This is a genomic window from Streptomyces sp. GD-15H (assembly GCF_045291515.1).
In the GTDB taxonomy this organism is placed as follows: domain Bacteria; phylum Actinomycetota; class Actinomycetes; order Streptomycetales; family Streptomycetaceae; genus Streptomyces.
Genome location: NZ_CP149447.1, coordinates 5,031,516 through 5,046,882 on the forward strand (window position 1 = coordinate 5,031,516; position 15,367 = coordinate 5,046,882).

A 15,367-nucleotide genomic window follows, 5' to 3' on the forward strand; every position below is an offset into this window, starting at 1 on the left:
CGATCCGGGGCCTTTTGCCTGGTGCCCCCGGCAGGATTCGAACCTGCGACACCCGCTTTAGGAGTTTTCCCTGGGCGGACTGCTGACCTGGGGAAACATCAGGCGTAGCACGTTTGAGCTGGGAAAACAGCCCTCTGTAGTCCTCGCGTGTTCACGGTGCTTCCCGTCCTCATGTGTGCCGAATCCGTTCTGGTTAGGGCCGACCGGGGCAGGGTGCTTCCGGAGAACACCTGTGCCCGTGGCACGAGGAGTGGCGTGGGGAGGGCGAGGCGCGTCCTGTCATCGCATCGGTTCCCGAAGACGGGTGATCCTCATGACCGGAACCGATCCACCTCCGGTTTCCCGGCATCTGCCCAGTGGCGTTCACGAGGCCGTACGGCCGGGGTGTGCGCTGCTCCGGCTGGAGAACCACGGAGTCGCGCGAAGACGTCTTCGACGGTGCCTGGTGGCCGCGGACGCGCGACATCGCTGCCGAGCTGCCCCCGTTGCTGAGGGTACTCACCGGTCATCTCGGCCCCGTCACGCGCGTCGGGCTGGACAACGCGGCCTGGCAAGGGCTCTTGACGCGGATCGTCGTCGACGACCGGTGGTCCGCATCGACTCGTTCCCGGTGGGCGATGACACCGTCCTGATCACCCGGGGCGACCAGGACCTCTTCTCGCTGCTGGTGGTGCCGCCGGACACGGCACCCGAGGCCGCCCGCGCCGCGATGGCTCAGGCCGTCCGGGCCGACAACGTCACCCAGGCGGAACAGATCCTCATCGACACAGGGAGCGTGCAGGTGCCGCCAGACTGACGAGCGAGCCGTGGCCGGCGGGCGGGCCGGACGACACCGGTGAGGTCAGCCGTGCCATTCCACCAGGAGCAGCGTCGCGTCGTCCGTCGTGTGTCCGCCCCGTGCCCTCTTGAGCGTGTGGGACAGGGAGCGCGCCACCGCCCGGATCCCGCGGCCGGTTCTCTCCAACTGGTTCACCCAGTCGATCAGATGCTCCTCCCCGAACTGATCTTCGCCCATCGCGTGTTCCTCGATCAATCCGTCGGTGAAGCAGAGCAGGCGGTCCCCCGGCACCAGCTTCATCTCGCTCATCTGCGGCTCCGGACCGCCGAAGCCGACAGGGAGGGTCGTCGGACCGGTCAGTCGGAACGCGACGCGGTGATCACGGACGAGTATTGGTGACGGGTGCCCGGCGTTGACCCACTGAAGATGCCCCGTCGTGGTGTCCAGCTGCATCATCTGCGCGGTGACGAAGTGCTCGGGGCCGAACTGGTCCGCCACGGCGCGGTCCATGAAGCCGTAGATCTCCGGCAGACCGGTGCCGGCGCGGCGGGCGTGACGGTAAGCGCCGATGGCCACGGTGGCCATGGTGGCGGCGTCCAGGCCGTGTCCCATCGCGTCGATCATGGCCACGTGGAGGACGTCTTCGTTGAGGGCGTAGTCGAAGCTGTCGCCCACCACGTCGTAGGCGGGTTCCAGGATCCCGGCCACGGCGACCCGAGGCATGATCATCGCCAGCGGTGGCAGCAGGGACCACTGGATCTCCGCGGCGACGCTCATCGGTTCACCGCGTCGGACACCGAAGAACAGGTCGGAGTAGCCGTGCTTGGTCACCAGCAGGTCGGCCACCAGGCCGGCGACCCTGTGCAGCATGCGGCGGTCGTGGTCGTCGACGCTGTCCAACGTCACCGACATGACTCCGACCTGGTCGCCGCCGTCCAACAGCGGCAGGTGGATCCGCACCCCCTCGTCCTCGGGCAGTTCGACGGGGTGAGCGTCGAGAAAGCAGCGGCCTGCCGCGGAGTTGTCGATCACCTGCGGTTCCCCGCCCGTGAGGCCCTCGCCGGGCAGGGGTACGAGCAGCAGCTGGCCGTAGTCCTGCAGCAGCACCTGCGGACGGCGACCCCCGAGCCGCTCCACCACGTCGGAGACCAAGGGCCCGATGAGGTGGGGTGGCAGTTTGCGCGCGCGATCGAGGATCTCCCCCAGCAGAGATTCCCCGAAGCTCTCGGAGCGGTCCGTGTACTGGTTGCGGCGCCCAGCCGTCATCCCCTCACCTGCCGTGATCCGTGCAGATCGGGGTGGCGGGCTGGGCCGACAAAGGGTCCGCCGGTGGCATCGCTCCGTCGACGGGGCGTCGGCGCTCGGGTCGGCCGGTCACGGAGCCCGACCGCATCGTGCCTCTCACCTGAGTCCGGGTCCTCCTTCCGACTCCCACGTGGCCTGTCCGTCGAGGCCGCTCTCGACGAGTGTCAGCAGGTGCGGAGCCGACAGCGAGTTCCCGGAGTCGGCGACAGCGATCAGCAGCCCGGCAGCCGCTCCGGCCGGTTCGTCCGGTGGGATTACCAGCAGTTTCCACCGCCCTACGGTGCCGCAGTCCACAGTAATGGCATGCGCCTCGGCGGCGAGGTCAGTCAGGGCCACCTCGATTACATGGCCGGGTGCCATCACCTTCTGCGGGGCATCGGGCCAGGCGGCGGTCCCCACGGTGACGCGGGTGACGGTGCCGACGCTCAGATCCAGTGAAGCGACCAGCGAGGGCAGCTCCAGTTCCAGTGCGTCGCAGCGCGGCCACCACGCTCCGTCCAGCGGACCGTGGCTGACGTCCGGCGCAAGGCGCAGCCGAGGCAGGGGCATCCGGTAGGTGTGTCCGTCACCTGGGGGCGTACCTTCGGCGGGCTTGGTGATGGCGTTCATCGTGTGATCCCGTCCCGGGCGGTTTTCCGGCTGCCCGTGTCCGTCACTCGCCGGGAATGGCGCCACCGTGGTCGTGCACCCGAAATCTCTCGGTATGTACCAGGCTACTCCCGGTTGCGCCGGACGGCACGGCACTGCGGTCACCGCACGGAGACATGTCCGTACGGCCGACGACGGGCGGAGTGACCGCCCCGATCTGTACGACCGCCGGTTCATCTCCCCGCTGCCGGATCACCAGCGTGCCGGGGACGGCCCTTCGACCGGCAGGATCAACACGCAGGGGGCGACAGGGCCGGGCAGCCCGACGACCTCTCCCATGTTCTGCCAGCCCCAGGACGAGAAGGCGGCCTGTCCCGCCCGGTCGGAGGGATGCAGCAGGGCGACTCCGAGGAAGGAGTGCAGGTCGGTGAGCAGACGCTGTTGCAGGCGGCGGGCGATGTCGCGGTGCTGAGCGTGCGGATGGGCCACGACCTGGGTGAGGACGGCGAACCGTGCGCGCGAGGTGAGCCGTTGGACGCTCTCCTGGAGCGTTCCGTCGAACGCCCGGCGGCCGGAGTCGTCCGGGCCCACCGGAAAGCCGAAGGTGCAACCGACCAGTATGGTTGTTTCAGCGACCAACAGTGCGAAGCCGGGGCGGTGGGCATTGACCGCCAAGCGGCGCAGGAAGTCTCCGCGGTCGTGGTACGCCTCGCCGGGGGTACCCGCGACGGACGCCGCGGCCAGGTCCGCAATGTCCTCGCGCATCCCCTCGGCCTGCCAGCGGGTCAGCCGACGAAGGCGGATCCCGTCCTGGAGGACCGGATCCGACCGGCGAGCGGGGTCTTCGAGCGCCCGCGTCGCGGTACTCATGAGATCGCCGGGCGCGGCGGGCGACACGGGACTCACGGGGGCCTCAAGGAGCAGCGAAGCGGATCCGGTGGCAGCGAGGAGCCGGGTGATCTGTACACACGGGTGGTGCAGCTGCAGGCGGGCGTGTACCCGGCCGGCGCGCCGTGACGCCGACAGGAGGACGTCCAAGCCCCTGGCGTCGCAGGAGCCGACCGTGGTCAGGTCGATGTCGATCACGGTGACGCCGTCCAGCAGACACTGCTCCAATGCGGTCCGCAGCAGGGGCGTGGTTGCCGGTCCGATGTCACCGGCGAGCGTGACGAGCGTCTGCTCCCCTCGGTTCCGCCGATGGATGTCCAGCTGCGAAAGGGCCATCATGCCTCCGCTCGGCCGGGTCCGGGGCGGGTACGCGGTGCTGCCGCAGCTGTTGAGAGCATGGGCGGTGTTGCTTCGACCGCAGCGGACATGATGCCGACCCGTCTCCGCGCCGGCCACTGGGACGGCCCTGGGGTTCGTTCCTCGCCGAGGACGACCCGGCGTGGTGGCCGGAGTGCGTGATGCCCTCGGTATCTCAACAGTACGTCGCCCGCAACCGGCGCAGACTGTGACGAGTCCCGGGAGTGAGCTTGTTCCGCTTTGACGGACACCAGCGGCCGTTGGCGCCTGGCTGGCTAGGCCGCGGTTTCTGTGATGAGCACGGCGGCGGTGACCGGGCCCGGGGCGTCCCCGGCAGCCGCGCCGGCTACGGCGGCCCGGACGGCGCGGGCGACTTCCAGTGGATGGTGTCCGGGGGCGACCGCGAGTTGGACCTCGATGTGTCGGCCGGATGGCTCGTCATGGTCCTCCACCTTGACCGGGCGGCTTCCCAGCACGGCGGTGAGGCGGGCGACGCCAGGAACACCCGTCGCGACGTCCGCGAGCTCCCCGACGGGCTTCCGCATGGATCCTGTTCCGGTCACCGGGAGCGAGCTTCGCGCGGCTGCAGTTTCCGGCGCCGGCCTCGTGGCCCTTGCCCCGGTCGGCGACTTCACGCCTGTCTCCGGGCCCTTACGGAGATCCATGACGCGCAGGTCAGCTGTCACGGTGGCCAGGCCGAGCCGTTCGGCGGCCGCGTTGAGCAGTGCGCTCCTCAACTGGTCGGCGGTGTGAGGCAGCGGCTGCCCGAGGGGTGCTGTGAAGGCGGCTTCGATCCTGAGCGGGCCAGGCGGTAGCGCGCTGGCTGGCGGGCGGACGACCGGCTCGGACACGGGCTCGAGCGGTGCCGGCCCGATGCGCAGAGACTCCAGCCAGACACCGGGAATCTCAGCGGCAGCGCGCCCGAGGGCCCGGACGGCCGCTTGCTCGGTGATCCATGTCCCGTCGCCGGGTCCGCCGAGCGGGAGCAGCCGGCCCAGGTCGAGCTGGTGCCGTACTGCCTGCGTCCATGCCTCGGTCTTCACTGGCCTCTCACCCTCCCTCTTCCATGGCCGCGGTTCTCTTCCTGCCGCACTGCGCCCGGAGTGTCCGCGAGGGCTCCGGGCAGGGACGCTCGGGCCACTCGTTGGACCACTCCGTCTCACACTCCGCGTCTCGGGCGAAACTTACTAAAATGAATATAATCTGAACAAAAGGTGACAGGTGGGCTTCTTGAGGAGAACTGCCCTGATGACCTCGATGACTGATGACACCGGCGCCAAGCGCATCGGTGCGCCCGGTTCTCGCGGCCGGACGACCATCGCCGATGTGGTGGTGGAGAAGATCGCCGGAATGGCGGCACGGGACGTGCCCGGCGTCTATGCCCTGGGCGGCGGATTCGCCCGCTCGATGGGAGCCATGCGGGAGCGGATGCCCGGTGCCGGGAGTGGCAAGTCCGTCACGCGCGGGGTCAATGTCGAGGTCGGCGAGCTGCAGGCGGCCATCGATCTGGAGATCGTCGTCGACTACGGCGTCTCGATCACGGACGTGGCCGGTGCGGTGCGGGAGAACGTGATCTCCGCAGTGGAGCGGATGGCGGGTCGGGAAGTCGTGGAAGTCAACATCGCGGTCAGCGACGTGAAGCTGCCCGACGAGGAGGACGAGGGGGAAGGGCGGCAGCGGATCCAGTAGCCGGGGCGGAGCAGCCCGCGTGAGTGAAGGAGCGCGTGATGAGCAGGGCCGTGGTGGGCTTGATGGCCGGAATGGCGCTGGGTTTCGCCGCGTATTTCGGTGATTTCTGGGCTTTCCTGCTGGTGCTGGTGCTGGGCTTCGTCGGTCTCGTGGCCGGGCGGCTCATGGAAGGTGATCTCGAACCGGGCGACTTCGTCCGCCGCCGAGACCGGCAGGAGCGGATCCGCGATGACCGGCGACGGGCTCGGTGAGACTGGCGGCAGTGACCGGAGAAGCCGATCGGCGCCAGGGCATCCCCCGCGGGGAGCGCGGTGCGATCACCGTCGCCGACCGGGTCGTTGCGACGTTAGCTTCCCAGGTGGCGCGCGAGGCGCTGAGCCGGTTCACCGAGTCGGCCGGCCACGTGCCACCCGACCGCCGGACGCCACGCGTGACCACATCCGTGCGGCGGGCACCGGAGCGGAATACCGCAGGACGAGACGCCGAGTCCGCCGCCGGACGGCAGGCGCTGCTCGGCGAGGCACGGCTGCGCATCACCGTCGAGCTCGGCTATCCGGCCGACATCGCGGCGCAGTGCGCCGCAGTCCGCCGGGAGGTTACCGAACGGCTCAGGACATGGGCCGGCATGGAGGTGTCCGACCTCGCGGTATCGGTCGAGAGGCTGCACTCGGTGCATGCCCGGCACACGGACCAGGAAAGGGTGAGATGAGCACGGACACCTGGCGGCAGCCGCCCGGCGACAGCGACCTTCCCTCCGATTCCGGACAGGCGGCTCCGTCCGCCGATGGCGCCCCGGGGGCGGGCACGGGCGCGACGGCGGCGATCGACGCATCCGACCGGTCGGCACGCCGTTTCTGGTCAGCGCGGCGGATTCCTGCGGCCTTGGTGGCCCTGCTGTCCGCCGCGGCCGTTGGACTGCTCCTGTACGACGTGGTCTCGGTGCGGGCAGGACGGTCTGCGATGCACTGGCGGCGGCGGCTCGCCGAGGAACTGGCCACACGGCCCCTGGACGACATCTGGATGATCGTCGGGGCCGCACTGGCGATGGCCCTCGGCCTGTGGCTTTTCCTGCTGGCGGTGACGCCGGGACTGCGCAGGCTGCTGCCCATGCGGCAGCCCCTCGGTCCCCCGGGGCAGGGGAGGTCCGCGCCGGGCTCGACCGCCGCGCAGCCGCCCTGGTTCTGCGCGACCGGGCCGTGCGGGTGCCCGGTGTCCGGTCGGCACGGGTCGCTGTCGGCCGCCGGAAGGTCAAAGCCCGGGCACGGGCGCATTTCCGCGATCTCGAGGAGGTCCGCGCGGACCTGGACGCCACGCTGGGGGAAGCCGTGAGGGCCCTGGGTCTCGCCCGGCAACCCAAGCTGACCGTGCACGTCCGGCGCCCGAAGAAGGGCTGAGGTGATCCCGATGCTCAAGACGGTGAACCGGGTGCTGCTGGGGCTTCTCGGCCTCGGGCTGTTCGCCCTGGGCGGCGGCGTGCTGCTGGGCGCACTGGAGCTGCAGCGCCGCTGGGGTTTCGGGATGCCGGGCTGGTGGCCCTTTCGCGGGCCGGACGATGTGGTGCTGGGCACCGAGGGACGCACCCGGTGGCGGGAGGAAGGCTGGTGGTGGCCGACCGTCATCGCGGTGCTCGCCGTGCTGCTGGCCCTGCTGCTGTGGTGGCTCCTCGCACAGCGCAGACACCGCCTGGGCCAAGTCCTCGTCGACAGCGAAGACGGCGCGGCGACCCGACTCAACGGCCGCACGCTGGAGGACGTGATCGAGGAAGAGGCGCAGGCCCTGGACGGGGTCTCGCGGGCACATGTCCGGCTGACGGGCCGACGTACTGCTCCCACCGCACGCGTGCGGCTGTTGCTGGAGCCCCACGCGGACCCAGCGCGGACTCTGGGGCGACTGAGCCGGGAAACACTCGCACGCGCGCGGGACTCGGCCGGCCTGGACCGCTTCCCGTCGAAGGTCCGACTCCGGGAAGCCCGCCACCGCGCCCAACGCGCCCTCTAGGATCCCTGGGCCGAAGCCCCATGGGGGTGCCGGCTGCGAGGCGTCCCGGATTCCTGGAACCCTAGCGTTTTGGCATGCAGAGGATCGGACGAGCCGCGCGTCGCCTGGCGCACTCGCTTCGCTGTCGGCGAGCTCGAAGACACCGGCCACGCGACAGGGCCGGTCCGGCCTACTCTGGCATGAGGGGAACCCGGCTCACATCGGAAGCCCTCATGACCGCCTCGGAGTCATCCTTCTCGTCGTCGGCATCTCCATCCTGCGGACTATCGGGATCAGCCTGGTTGTCGCCACTACTGGTAGCGGCCTGTGCGCCGGGCCGGCGCGTACCACTCCTCGGCCGACGCGACGCCGAGCACTGTCACAGCGTGTCTCGCGTACTCGAGCGGCCACGCAGATCCCGCGCGGTTCCTTTCCTGGAGGCATCCCGTCATGGTCTTCTTCCTGACCCTGCTCATCGCCGGAATCGTTCTGGTCGTCATCGGCGCGGCCGTCGATGGCATGCTCTATATGTTGTCTGCTGGCGTACTACTCCTTATCGCCGATCTGCTCTACCTGGCGGCCCGCTCCGTGTGGCGCTCCGCCCGGCATCCGGCCCGCTGAACAGCCCGGTCACGGGGCGGACCCAAGTGCCGCCGGAGCGTGCGGCACAGGGAGCGCGGGAGCCAGTCGGGAGCGGCTTTCCGAGCTTGGCTCCCCAATGGCTCCCGGCGGGACTTCCGTCGTCGGCTCTTGGGGGAGGAGTTGTCTGGCGGCACTCCGGGCTTCGCGGCCCGCCGGGGTGGCGGTCGCCGCCCGTCTGCTGCGGGCGCGGCCTGGAGGGCCGGGTTGGTTCGCCGGGGCAGAGCAGGTCGCTTCGAGCACGCCGATTTTGTGGCCCTTCGGGTCGACGACGTTACGGTTGCCCGACTCGCGGCCATCGGCTGAATGGATCATGGTTTTGACTCCTGACCGTTGATCCGAGCCGGTGCGAGCCGCCCCTGCAGGCAGTCGCAGCCTGCTGAACCTCGGTGGTCCTTTGTTCTTCCGGGCCAGGCTGGGGGGAACCTCTGTGTCGCGCCCTCGCGCGGTGACGGTATCGACCGTGGTAGTCGACAGACATGCCGATGAAGCCTTCCGGTGCCGCGGACCGTTCGTCTTGGTTCGGGCGGCTGCGCCGTGTGATCAGCCGCTCGCCAACCGGGCGTGGCTGGCGGCGGAGCAGAGATATCGAGCTGGGGTCGCGTTCGCTGGGCTTCGCGGCGCTGGGGTTGCTCACGCTGGTGCCGTTGCTGATCATTGTCGCTTCTGCCGATCCCGAGCATGGGCGAGGTTTCGCGCAGTGGCTGGGGGAAGGGCTTGGCGTGTCGACGGCCTCCAGGCGGCAGGTCGAGCAGTTGTTCACTCGGCCCGGCCAGGCCCTGCGGACCACGACCGCGTTCGGTATCGCCGCCCTTGCAGCGTTCGGCCTGAGCTTCGGGGCGGCGGTGCAGACCGGCTATGAGAGGGTCTGGGACCTGCCGCCGGCCCGCTGGTGGGCCGGATGGCGGCATGTGGTGTGGCTCGGCGTCCTCACCGGATACCTCTTCCTCTCCGCCACCACCACGCTGCGGCGCGAACCTCTGGCAGGCGGGGCCGTCGCATCGCTGAGCGCTGTCCTGTTCCTGTGGTGGTCCCAACGCCTGCTGCTCGGCGGGAGGATCCGCTGGCGTGCCCTGTTGCCCGGCGCCGTGGCCACCGTGATCGGGCTGCTCGGCCTGAGGATCTTCTCCAGGCTCGTCTTCTCGCCGTTGATCGCATCCAACGCCGTCACTTACGGCTTCGTCGGAACCGTCCTGGTCATTCAGTCCTGGTTGGTCGGTGTGGGAGTCGTCGTCTTCGGCGGTGCGCTGGTCGGCCGATTGCTGTACGAGGAACTCCCACGCATGGCACACGCACTGAAACGACGCAGGTGAGAGCGGCCCCGCCGCTGGTCGGTTCGCCTGGGCGTCGCACCGCATCAACGCGCGCGGGAGGTGCGCAAACGGATGGCGCTGGTCGTGCCTCGTTCCCCTGTTGTGCGGCAGTGGGATGTCCGCCGCTGTCTTGGGACGACGGTTCCGGGGAAGGGCGTAGGGGGCGGTTCTTCCGTCGGCCGCACGGTCCGTTCGGATTGTCCGAGGAGTACGCTGAAGGTACCGAGGGTATTTCGCACACCGGCCTCCATGCTTGTGTCGTTTTCGGCGATCGATGACACCGGGCCGGTTGTGACCGGCCGGGGGCAGGGTTCGTGTCATGACTGCGACCATTTCCCCCCGCCGACGTTCGAAGACCGGTCTTCCTCTCTGCACCTGCGTCTGTCGCTGGCTCCCGTCGGTTCCGCACCCGCTTTGCTGGACGGCGCCTGGTGGCCCCGCTCCCGTGATCTCGAGGCGGAACTCCCCTCACTGCTGGCCGTGCTCGATCCGTTGTGGGGGCGGATCACCCGGGTTACGGTGAATCCCGTCCACTGGCCGGTCGTCCCGCACAAGGTGCCCGTGGCCGGGCATGTGGTGAAGGTCGGCTGGTTCCTGGCCGAGCAGGATCCGCACGAGCTGTTGCTGCTCTCGTACCGCGTGGGCCGCTGGAACCTGCTGGTGGTTCCGCCGCAGACGACCCCTGTCTCGGCCGCGTGGCTGATGGCCGCCGCGAGCGACCCGCTGGGCATGGCGACCGCGAGCCGTTTGATGGAGGAGGCGGCGCTCCTGCGGACGGTGGCGGAGACCGACCGGGCCGTGGAAGCGGTCTGGGATTCCGAAGGTGGGCACATGGTCCGCGATCCCGCCTCGCGTCCACGGATCCCCGCAGCCACCGCCGCCGAACGGATGTTCGCCGTCGCCGGCGTCACGCCCGTCGGCCGGACGGGCGTACCGGCCGACGCTCCCGGTCCGCCGCCGAACTGATCGCGCAGCCCGGAAGGCCGGCTCCTTCCCGGACATCCACCCGCCTGGCCCGCGCACTGCGCTTCCCACGGTCGTCCCGGACCCTGGGCACCACGACTTGACTCGATGCTCGCCGGGCGCGGACCCCTCGTCCGATCCCCCGGTGCATCCCCGGACAACCGATCCGGCCACCACGTTCGTGAACTCGGGCTGCCGGACGGCCGTTCAACCCGTCACTGCGCGCACCCCGTATCGGCAGGACGCCCCCAGGGGCCGGATCCGGCCCTGCCACGTGGCGCTCTCCGACGGGTCGTCCGAACCGAGGAGCCATGGCCCTTCCCCAACTGAACGTCTACCGGCATGACCACGACACCCGTGCACTGATCACCCTCGCGGGAGAGATCGACCTGGCCACGGCCCCGCTGGTGCGGGCTGCGCTGGCCGCGTGCCTGCGCGACGGCATCCGCACCGTCGACGTCGACCTCACGGCGGTCACCTTCTGCGACGCCAGCGGACTCAACGCCTTCCTCACGGCACACCGGCTCGCCATCGCCGCCGGAACGACCCTGCAACTGCACCATCCGCCCCAGAACACGGCCCGCGTCATCGAGATCACCGGCTCCGGCTTCCTGCTCCGCCCGATCCACGCCGCTCGAGCACCGTCGTGTCGGATCCCCGTCGCCGCGGACGGTGCGCTGTGACGGCCCCGCCCCGGCGGGAACACCCGCCGCGGCGCGGGGAAGCACGCCGTTCCCGGCGAACGCGGTACGCCTTCGCCGACTGAACCGCTGGCAGGCCGAGACCCTGCGGGAGGACCTGGCCGATCTGTACGTGGAGCCCTCCCGAGCGCGGCCCGGCGAGGAGTACCGGGGCCGAGAGACGTTTCTGCGGCGGCTCACCTGAGACATCCGGCGGGCCGGATTCGCCCCGGCGATCGTCTCCCCCTACGACCGCCGGGGACAGACCACCCGCTGGAAGGGGTTCGTCGCCCATCGCACCGAGACCTGCTCATCCAACGGCGCCGACGTGATCACGGACGTGGCCACCACTCCGGCCACCACGAACGATGCCCAGGCCCTGTCCGGCATCCACACCCGGCTCAAGCGCCGCGGCCTGGACCGCCCCAAGGGACGCGGGGCCTGCGGCTGTGCCCCATCCGCGTTCTGAGGAGGACAAGGTCGGCGATGAGCACCATCACCCCGATGATCAGCAGGTAGAGCGTGTCCCTGCCGAGCGCCCCGATGACGCCGAGCACAACCGCCACGATGAGCAGCAGAAGAAACAGCACCACGTCAGCCTCCCGGCATCAGCGGTGGGCCAGTCGCTGTTCGCCGTCCACGTAGACGGCGCGCTGATCTCTCGGCCCTTCGGGTCAACGACGTCGTAGTTGCGTCACCCGCGGAAATCGGCCGAGTGGATCACACCTTCTCCCTGTGGCAGTTGCCGGTGACGCAACGGCCCCGGCGTGTACACACCGGGGCCGCCCTTCCGGGTCGTTGCACGTGAGAGTGCGCCGACCCACTCACCAGGGTATGCCCGTGACGCCATTTCGGTCATATGGGAGGACAAGGCCGCCATGTGACCGGCAGGAGCCCTGAGGGCGGCCTGTGCCGTGTCAGTCACTGTCCTTCTCCTCGGTCTCCATGAGCTGGATCCCCTTGTGCGTCAGTGTGACCATCGCGGGTGTGTTTCCTCGCGCCCAGTCGACCTGGATCAGTCCTTCGGCCGCCAAGTACGTGCAGGCGGCGGCCAGGTCCTCCTCGGGCATGGCGAGGTCCTCGCGCAGCTGCGCCCCGGTGAGGCCGAGGAGGCGATTGCCCTCGATGGCCTCGTACAGGGTCTTCATGATCGCTTCGCGGTAGTGCTGCCGCTCGTGCAGTGTCGCCATGGTCGCCTGTCTCTCGTGCCGGTACCGACGGAAACCCGTACGTCTGGGGCGGTATCCTCCTTCCCCGCTGAGGGCCACCTCCTCAGATTTCGTCCGGCTGTGTGTGATCGTCCCGGGAGGACTGACTGGTCGACAGCCAGGAGCGCACCGGCTCCGCCATGCGCGTGGTGTCCACGGTGAGGTGGAGGCGTGTTCCGCCGTCAGCGCCTGCGGGGTAGCTGCGCGCTTCGGTGGCGGCGAAACAACGGCGGAGAATCTCCGCGACATGGCGAGCCGCCTCCGGGGCCGCGGCGACGATACGAACCTCCGCGTGCCCGGCCGACGGCAGTTCCGGTGACTTCATGGTGCCCCCTTGCTCATACAGGACGACGTGTATCGGGGGGGCGACGTGTCGGTGGGTGTGCCGGCCGTCGCCCCATACCCACCCCGGCTGGAAGCAGGTCTGCGTCATCAGCGGCTCCCCTCTCGACGCTCACGGCGTGTGGCGTCGGCAGGAGGGCCCTTCGGCGCGGTCGCACGTGGGCTCCTACGGGTCCGCCGACCGATTCCCGGTAGGGCGTCGCTGTAGCGGAACGCCCCGATCCTTTCGTCATGCTGCGCGTTGAGCCGGTGGATCAGGAACGTCCCCGCGATGATCACGAAGATGATCACGGCGACGGTGACGGCTGTCTCCACGTCCTCACCTCCTCAGGGCGGAACTCAAGATCCCGATCGCGGCTCCGGCCGCCGAAGCGGCTCCGCCGTCGGTCTCCCATTCCTCTTCCCGGCTCCGAGCCTCTGTCGCGTCGTGGCTCATGGCCTCGTCGGCCATCAGACCGCCGGCGGTGCGGATACCTCCCGGAACGGTCGCTGCTGCCATCAGCCGGGCGGCGGCGGCCGGCTCCGTCTCCGGAGGGATCACCAGCAGGTCCAGGCGGCCCACCGTGTAGGAGAGGAGGATCACTTTGTTCGGGTCCTGCTCGTCGGCGAACCAGCCGACATGCACCGTGTGCCCCGTGACGGGGACCTTGTGCGGGATGACGGGCCAGTGGGCCGGGTTCACGGTGACGTGGGTGATCCGACCCCAGCACGCGTCCAGCGCGTCCGTCAGAGTGGGGATCTCCCGGAGGAGATCACGGGAGCAGGGCCACCAGGCACCGTCCAGGAGACCTGGAACCGAGCCGGTCGGGGCCAGGGACAGCCGGGCCGACGCCGAAGGCAGGCGTTCTTTGATGATCGTGGGTTCGATGGTCGCGGTCATGACGCGGACCTGTCCCCGAGCCTCCTCTTGGAGACCGGTGTCGTTGCTCGCCGGGAACGACACCGACATGGTGGCCGGTGTGCGAAGTACTCACGGTCCTTTCACTCTACGCCGCTCCGAGGCCCCGGGACGTGCGCGTGAGCAGGCGTTTCACCGAGAGGCAACGCGTCCGGAACCGCCGGCGAGCGCAGCCGGTGCGGCGGCCGCACGGGGTGAACTTCCCACACGCCTGGTCATCGACGACCAGGTCATCCATATCGACTCCTTCCCGGTCGGTGAGGGCACCGTCCTGATCACTCGGGGCGACCAGGACCACTTCTCCCTTCTCGTGGTCCCGCCGCACGCGACACCCGATGCCGCCCGTGCCGCGATGGCCGGCGCCGTCCGGGCCGACAACGTCATCCATGCCGCACAGATCCTCATCGACACCGGCACCCATCAGGCACACCCGATCCCCGCGGAGGCCCCTCGGACCGGCGAGTTACACCACTCGCTGGACACACCCCATCGCACTGCGCGTCCACTGACCTTCGTGCATTGTCGATGACCGGGTGTCCGGATACGGCCGGTTATCTCGCAGGTGGCAGACAACGCTGTGATCGACATCAGGTGCTGGGCGTCGGGACGCGGCCTGGGCCCCGCTTTGATACATCAGCTGAAGGCGAGCTCACGGAAGGCATTGCGAACCTCGGTCAATGGCTGACGATCCCTTGTGTAGTAGAGCTTGTTGGTCAGGAGTGCCGCCCACCGGCCCTGAGCGGGTGAGATCCACATACCTGTGCCGGTGAAGCCGTAGTGGACCCAGACGTCCTGCTCGGCAGTGGCGCCAGGCGCCGGGTGCCAGAACAGACCCCGGGCAGGCTGTAGTTCACCGGTCTGGAGGGCTAGGGAGCAGGTGGTCCACTCAGTGCCGAAGCCGACACCGGCCTGGAATGCGGCAGGGGCGAGCATGTAACGCAGGAAAGCGGCGAGGTCGTCGAGGACGGTGAAGACGCCGGCGATGCCGCAGACTCCGCCTAGGAGGCGTGTGGAGAAGTCGTGGGCCGTTCCCTTCAGGTGAGTATCGGTGTCCTGATCGAGTTCGGTTGGTGCGCAGCGGGCGGCGATTTCAGCGGGCAGTGGGCCGAAGCGGGTGGAGTTCATACCCAAGGGATGCCAGGTGCGGGCGCTAGCCAGCTGGTCCAATGGTTGGCCGGAGAGGTGTTCAGCGAGGTAGCCGAGGATGAGGGCAGCCCGGTCGGTGTACTCGACAGCCTCGCCGGGAGACCGGTGGAGTTGCTCGTGCAGCACGCCTCGGCGGATGTCGTCCTGGTTGGTGCCGTAGAGGTTCTTCAGCTGGGCCCGTAGGGGAAGGCCGGCTGTGTGCGTCAGCAGCTGTCGGGCGGTCACGGTGCCGAGCGGATGGCCGGTGACCTCGGGCCAGAAGCCGCCGAGCGACTGGTCGAGGTCGAGGACGCCGTCCTCCCACAGAACGCCGATGGAGGACCACACGGCGACGATTTTGGTCAGACTGGCGGCGTCGAAGACGGTGTCGGGACGCATCGGCACGTCTGGCTCGTCGGGGTCGAGGACGCCAGTGGTGCCTTGGACGCGGATGCCGGTGGCGTCGCCGACGGCCCATACGGCTCCGGGGTACACCTTGTCGCGGACGCCCTCGTCCAGCAGGGCTTCGATGCGGTCGCTGTTATACGTCATGCTCTCCCTCTTCGTCGGGGCATCCCGCCGGTCAGCGTAGTGACGTTCACGGAGTGGGCAGGGCA

20 protein-coding genes and 2 pseudogenes are annotated in these 15,367 nt (G+C 69.4%); 12 read left to right on the forward strand and 10 right to left on the reverse strand.

From position 1 onward, the window contains the following. The first annotated feature begins 313 nt into the window (after window positions 1-313). Window positions 314-796: pseudogene (locus WJ438_RS23925) on the forward strand (DUF5994 family protein). Between the two features lie 45 nt (window positions 797-841). Here WJ438_RS23925 and WJ438_RS23930 read toward each other — a convergent pair. From WJ438_RS23930 to WJ438_RS23945, 4 genes are all read right to left on the reverse strand, one after another. After that, window positions 842-2,044, reverse strand: a complete 1,203-nt coding sequence (locus WJ438_RS23930; protein WP_406727055.1) for a PP2C family protein-serine/threonine phosphatase — start codon at window positions 2,042-2,044, stop codon at window positions 842-844. A gap of 135 nt (window positions 2,045-2,179) precedes the next feature. Further along, the gene (locus tag WJ438_RS23935) at window positions 2,180-2,692 is read right to left on the reverse strand and encodes a DUF5994 family protein (RefSeq protein WP_406727056.1); all 513 of its coding nucleotides are present in this window, start codon (window positions 2,690-2,692) and stop codon (window positions 2,180-2,182) included. Between the two features lie 231 nt (window positions 2,693-2,923). After that, entirely contained in the window at window positions 2,924-3,898 is a 975-nt protein-coding gene (locus tag WJ438_RS23940; protein WP_406727057.1) for an STAS domain-containing protein, read from the reverse strand. 293 nt (window positions 3,899-4,191) lie between these two features. Further along, window positions 4,192-4,959: a hypothetical protein gene (locus tag WJ438_RS23945; protein WP_406727058.1), complete on the reverse strand. Its 768-nt coding sequence runs from the start codon at window positions 4,957-4,959 to the stop codon at window positions 4,192-4,194. Window positions 4,960-5,173: 214 nt separating this feature from the next. Between WJ438_RS23945 and WJ438_RS23950 the strand changes: the two genes are divergently transcribed. From WJ438_RS23950 to WJ438_RS23995, 10 genes and pseudogenes are all read left to right on the forward strand, one after another. Further along, complete coding sequence (locus tag WJ438_RS23950) at window positions 5,174-5,605, forward strand: Asp23/Gls24 family envelope stress response protein (RefSeq protein WP_406729792.1); 432 nt, start codon at window positions 5,174-5,176, stop codon at window positions 5,603-5,605. A gap of 38 nt (window positions 5,606-5,643) precedes the next feature. Then, a complete protein-coding gene (locus WJ438_RS23955; RefSeq protein WP_202281740.1) occupies window positions 5,644-5,856 on the forward strand; it encodes a hypothetical protein in 213 nt (70 codons plus the stop codon). A gap of 11 nt (window positions 5,857-5,867) precedes the next feature. Continuing rightward, complete coding sequence (locus WJ438_RS23960) at window positions 5,868-6,314, forward strand: Asp23/Gls24 family envelope stress response protein (RefSeq protein WP_406727059.1); 447 nt, start codon at window positions 5,868-5,870, stop codon at window positions 6,312-6,314. Next, a pseudogene (locus WJ438_RS23965) lies at window positions 6,311-6,999 on the forward strand (DUF6286 domain-containing protein). Before WJ438_RS23960 ends, WJ438_RS23965 begins: the two are co-directional and overlap by 4 nt. Window positions 7,000-7,009: 10 nt before the next feature. Then, window positions 7,010-7,603, forward strand: a complete 594-nt coding sequence (amaP, locus tag WJ438_RS23970; protein WP_406727060.1) for an alkaline shock response membrane anchor protein AmaP — start codon at window positions 7,010-7,012, stop codon at window positions 7,601-7,603. Between the two features lie 429 nt (window positions 7,604-8,032). After that, window positions 8,033-8,203: a hypothetical protein gene (locus tag WJ438_RS23975; protein WP_406727061.1), complete on the forward strand. Its 171-nt coding sequence runs from the start codon at window positions 8,033-8,035 to the stop codon at window positions 8,201-8,203. Window positions 8,204-8,700: 497 nt separating this feature from the next. Further along, window positions 8,701-9,534 carry a ribonuclease BN gene (locus tag WJ438_RS23980; protein ID WP_406727062.1) on the forward strand — a complete coding sequence of 278 codons (834 nt, stop codon included), beginning with the start codon at window positions 8,701-8,703 and terminating at the stop codon, window positions 9,532-9,534. Between the two features lie 414 nt (window positions 9,535-9,948). Then, window positions 9,949-10,500: a DUF5994 family protein gene (locus WJ438_RS23985; RefSeq protein WP_406727063.1), complete on the forward strand. Its 552-nt coding sequence runs from the start codon at window positions 9,949-9,951 to the stop codon at window positions 10,498-10,500. A 308-nt stretch (window positions 10,501-10,808) separates the two neighbouring features. Then, entirely contained in the window at window positions 10,809-11,180 is a 372-nt protein-coding gene (locus WJ438_RS23990; RefSeq protein ID WP_406727064.1) for an STAS domain-containing protein, read from the forward strand. Beyond that, window positions 11,170-11,382, forward strand: coding sequence for a hypothetical protein (locus WJ438_RS23995; protein ID WP_406727065.1), 213 nt, complete (start codon window positions 11,170-11,172; stop codon window positions 11,380-11,382). The genes WJ438_RS23990 and WJ438_RS23995 overlap by 11 nt, the downstream gene beginning before the upstream one ends. 196 nt (window positions 11,383-11,578) lie before the next feature. On the opposite strand, the gene WJ438_RS24000 is transcribed toward WJ438_RS23995, so the two are convergent. From WJ438_RS24000 to WJ438_RS24020, 5 genes are all read right to left on the reverse strand, one after another. Beyond that, window positions 11,579-11,770 (reverse strand): hypothetical protein, encoded by a 192-nt coding sequence (locus WJ438_RS24000; RefSeq protein ID WP_406727066.1) that lies wholly within the window; start codon window positions 11,768-11,770, stop codon window positions 11,579-11,581. Window positions 11,771-12,094: 324 nt separating this feature from the next. Continuing rightward, window positions 12,095-12,367, reverse strand: a complete 273-nt coding sequence (locus WJ438_RS24005; RefSeq protein WP_406727067.1) for a hypothetical protein — start codon at window positions 12,365-12,367, stop codon at window positions 12,095-12,097. Between the two features lie 82 nt (window positions 12,368-12,449). Then, window positions 12,450-12,710, reverse strand: coding sequence for a hypothetical protein (locus WJ438_RS24010; RefSeq protein ID WP_406727068.1), 261 nt, complete (start codon window positions 12,708-12,710; stop codon window positions 12,450-12,452). A gap of 107 nt (window positions 12,711-12,817) precedes the next feature. Further along, window positions 12,818-13,042 (reverse strand): hypothetical protein, encoded by a 225-nt coding sequence (locus WJ438_RS24015; protein ID WP_406727069.1) that lies wholly within the window; start codon window positions 13,040-13,042, stop codon window positions 12,818-12,820. Between the two features lie 4 nt (window positions 13,043-13,046). Next, window positions 13,047-13,607 carry a DUF5994 family protein gene (locus tag WJ438_RS24020; RefSeq protein WP_406727070.1) on the reverse strand — a complete coding sequence of 187 codons (561 nt, stop codon included), beginning with the start codon at window positions 13,605-13,607 and terminating at the stop codon, window positions 13,047-13,049. 37 nt (window positions 13,608-13,644) lie between these two features. Here WJ438_RS24020 and WJ438_RS24025 point away from each other — a divergent pair, with 37 nt between their 5' ends. Further along, window positions 13,645-14,154 (forward strand): DUF5994 family protein, encoded by a 510-nt coding sequence (locus tag WJ438_RS24025; RefSeq protein WP_406727071.1) that lies wholly within the window; start codon window positions 13,645-13,647, stop codon window positions 14,152-14,154. Window positions 14,155-14,258: 104 nt separating this feature from the next. On the opposite strand, the gene WJ438_RS24030 is transcribed toward WJ438_RS24025, so the two are convergent. After that, window positions 14,259-15,302, reverse strand: coding sequence for a serine hydrolase domain-containing protein (locus WJ438_RS24030; protein ID WP_406727072.1), 1,044 nt, complete (start codon window positions 15,300-15,302; stop codon window positions 14,259-14,261). Window positions 15,303-15,367: the final 65 nt, after the last annotated feature.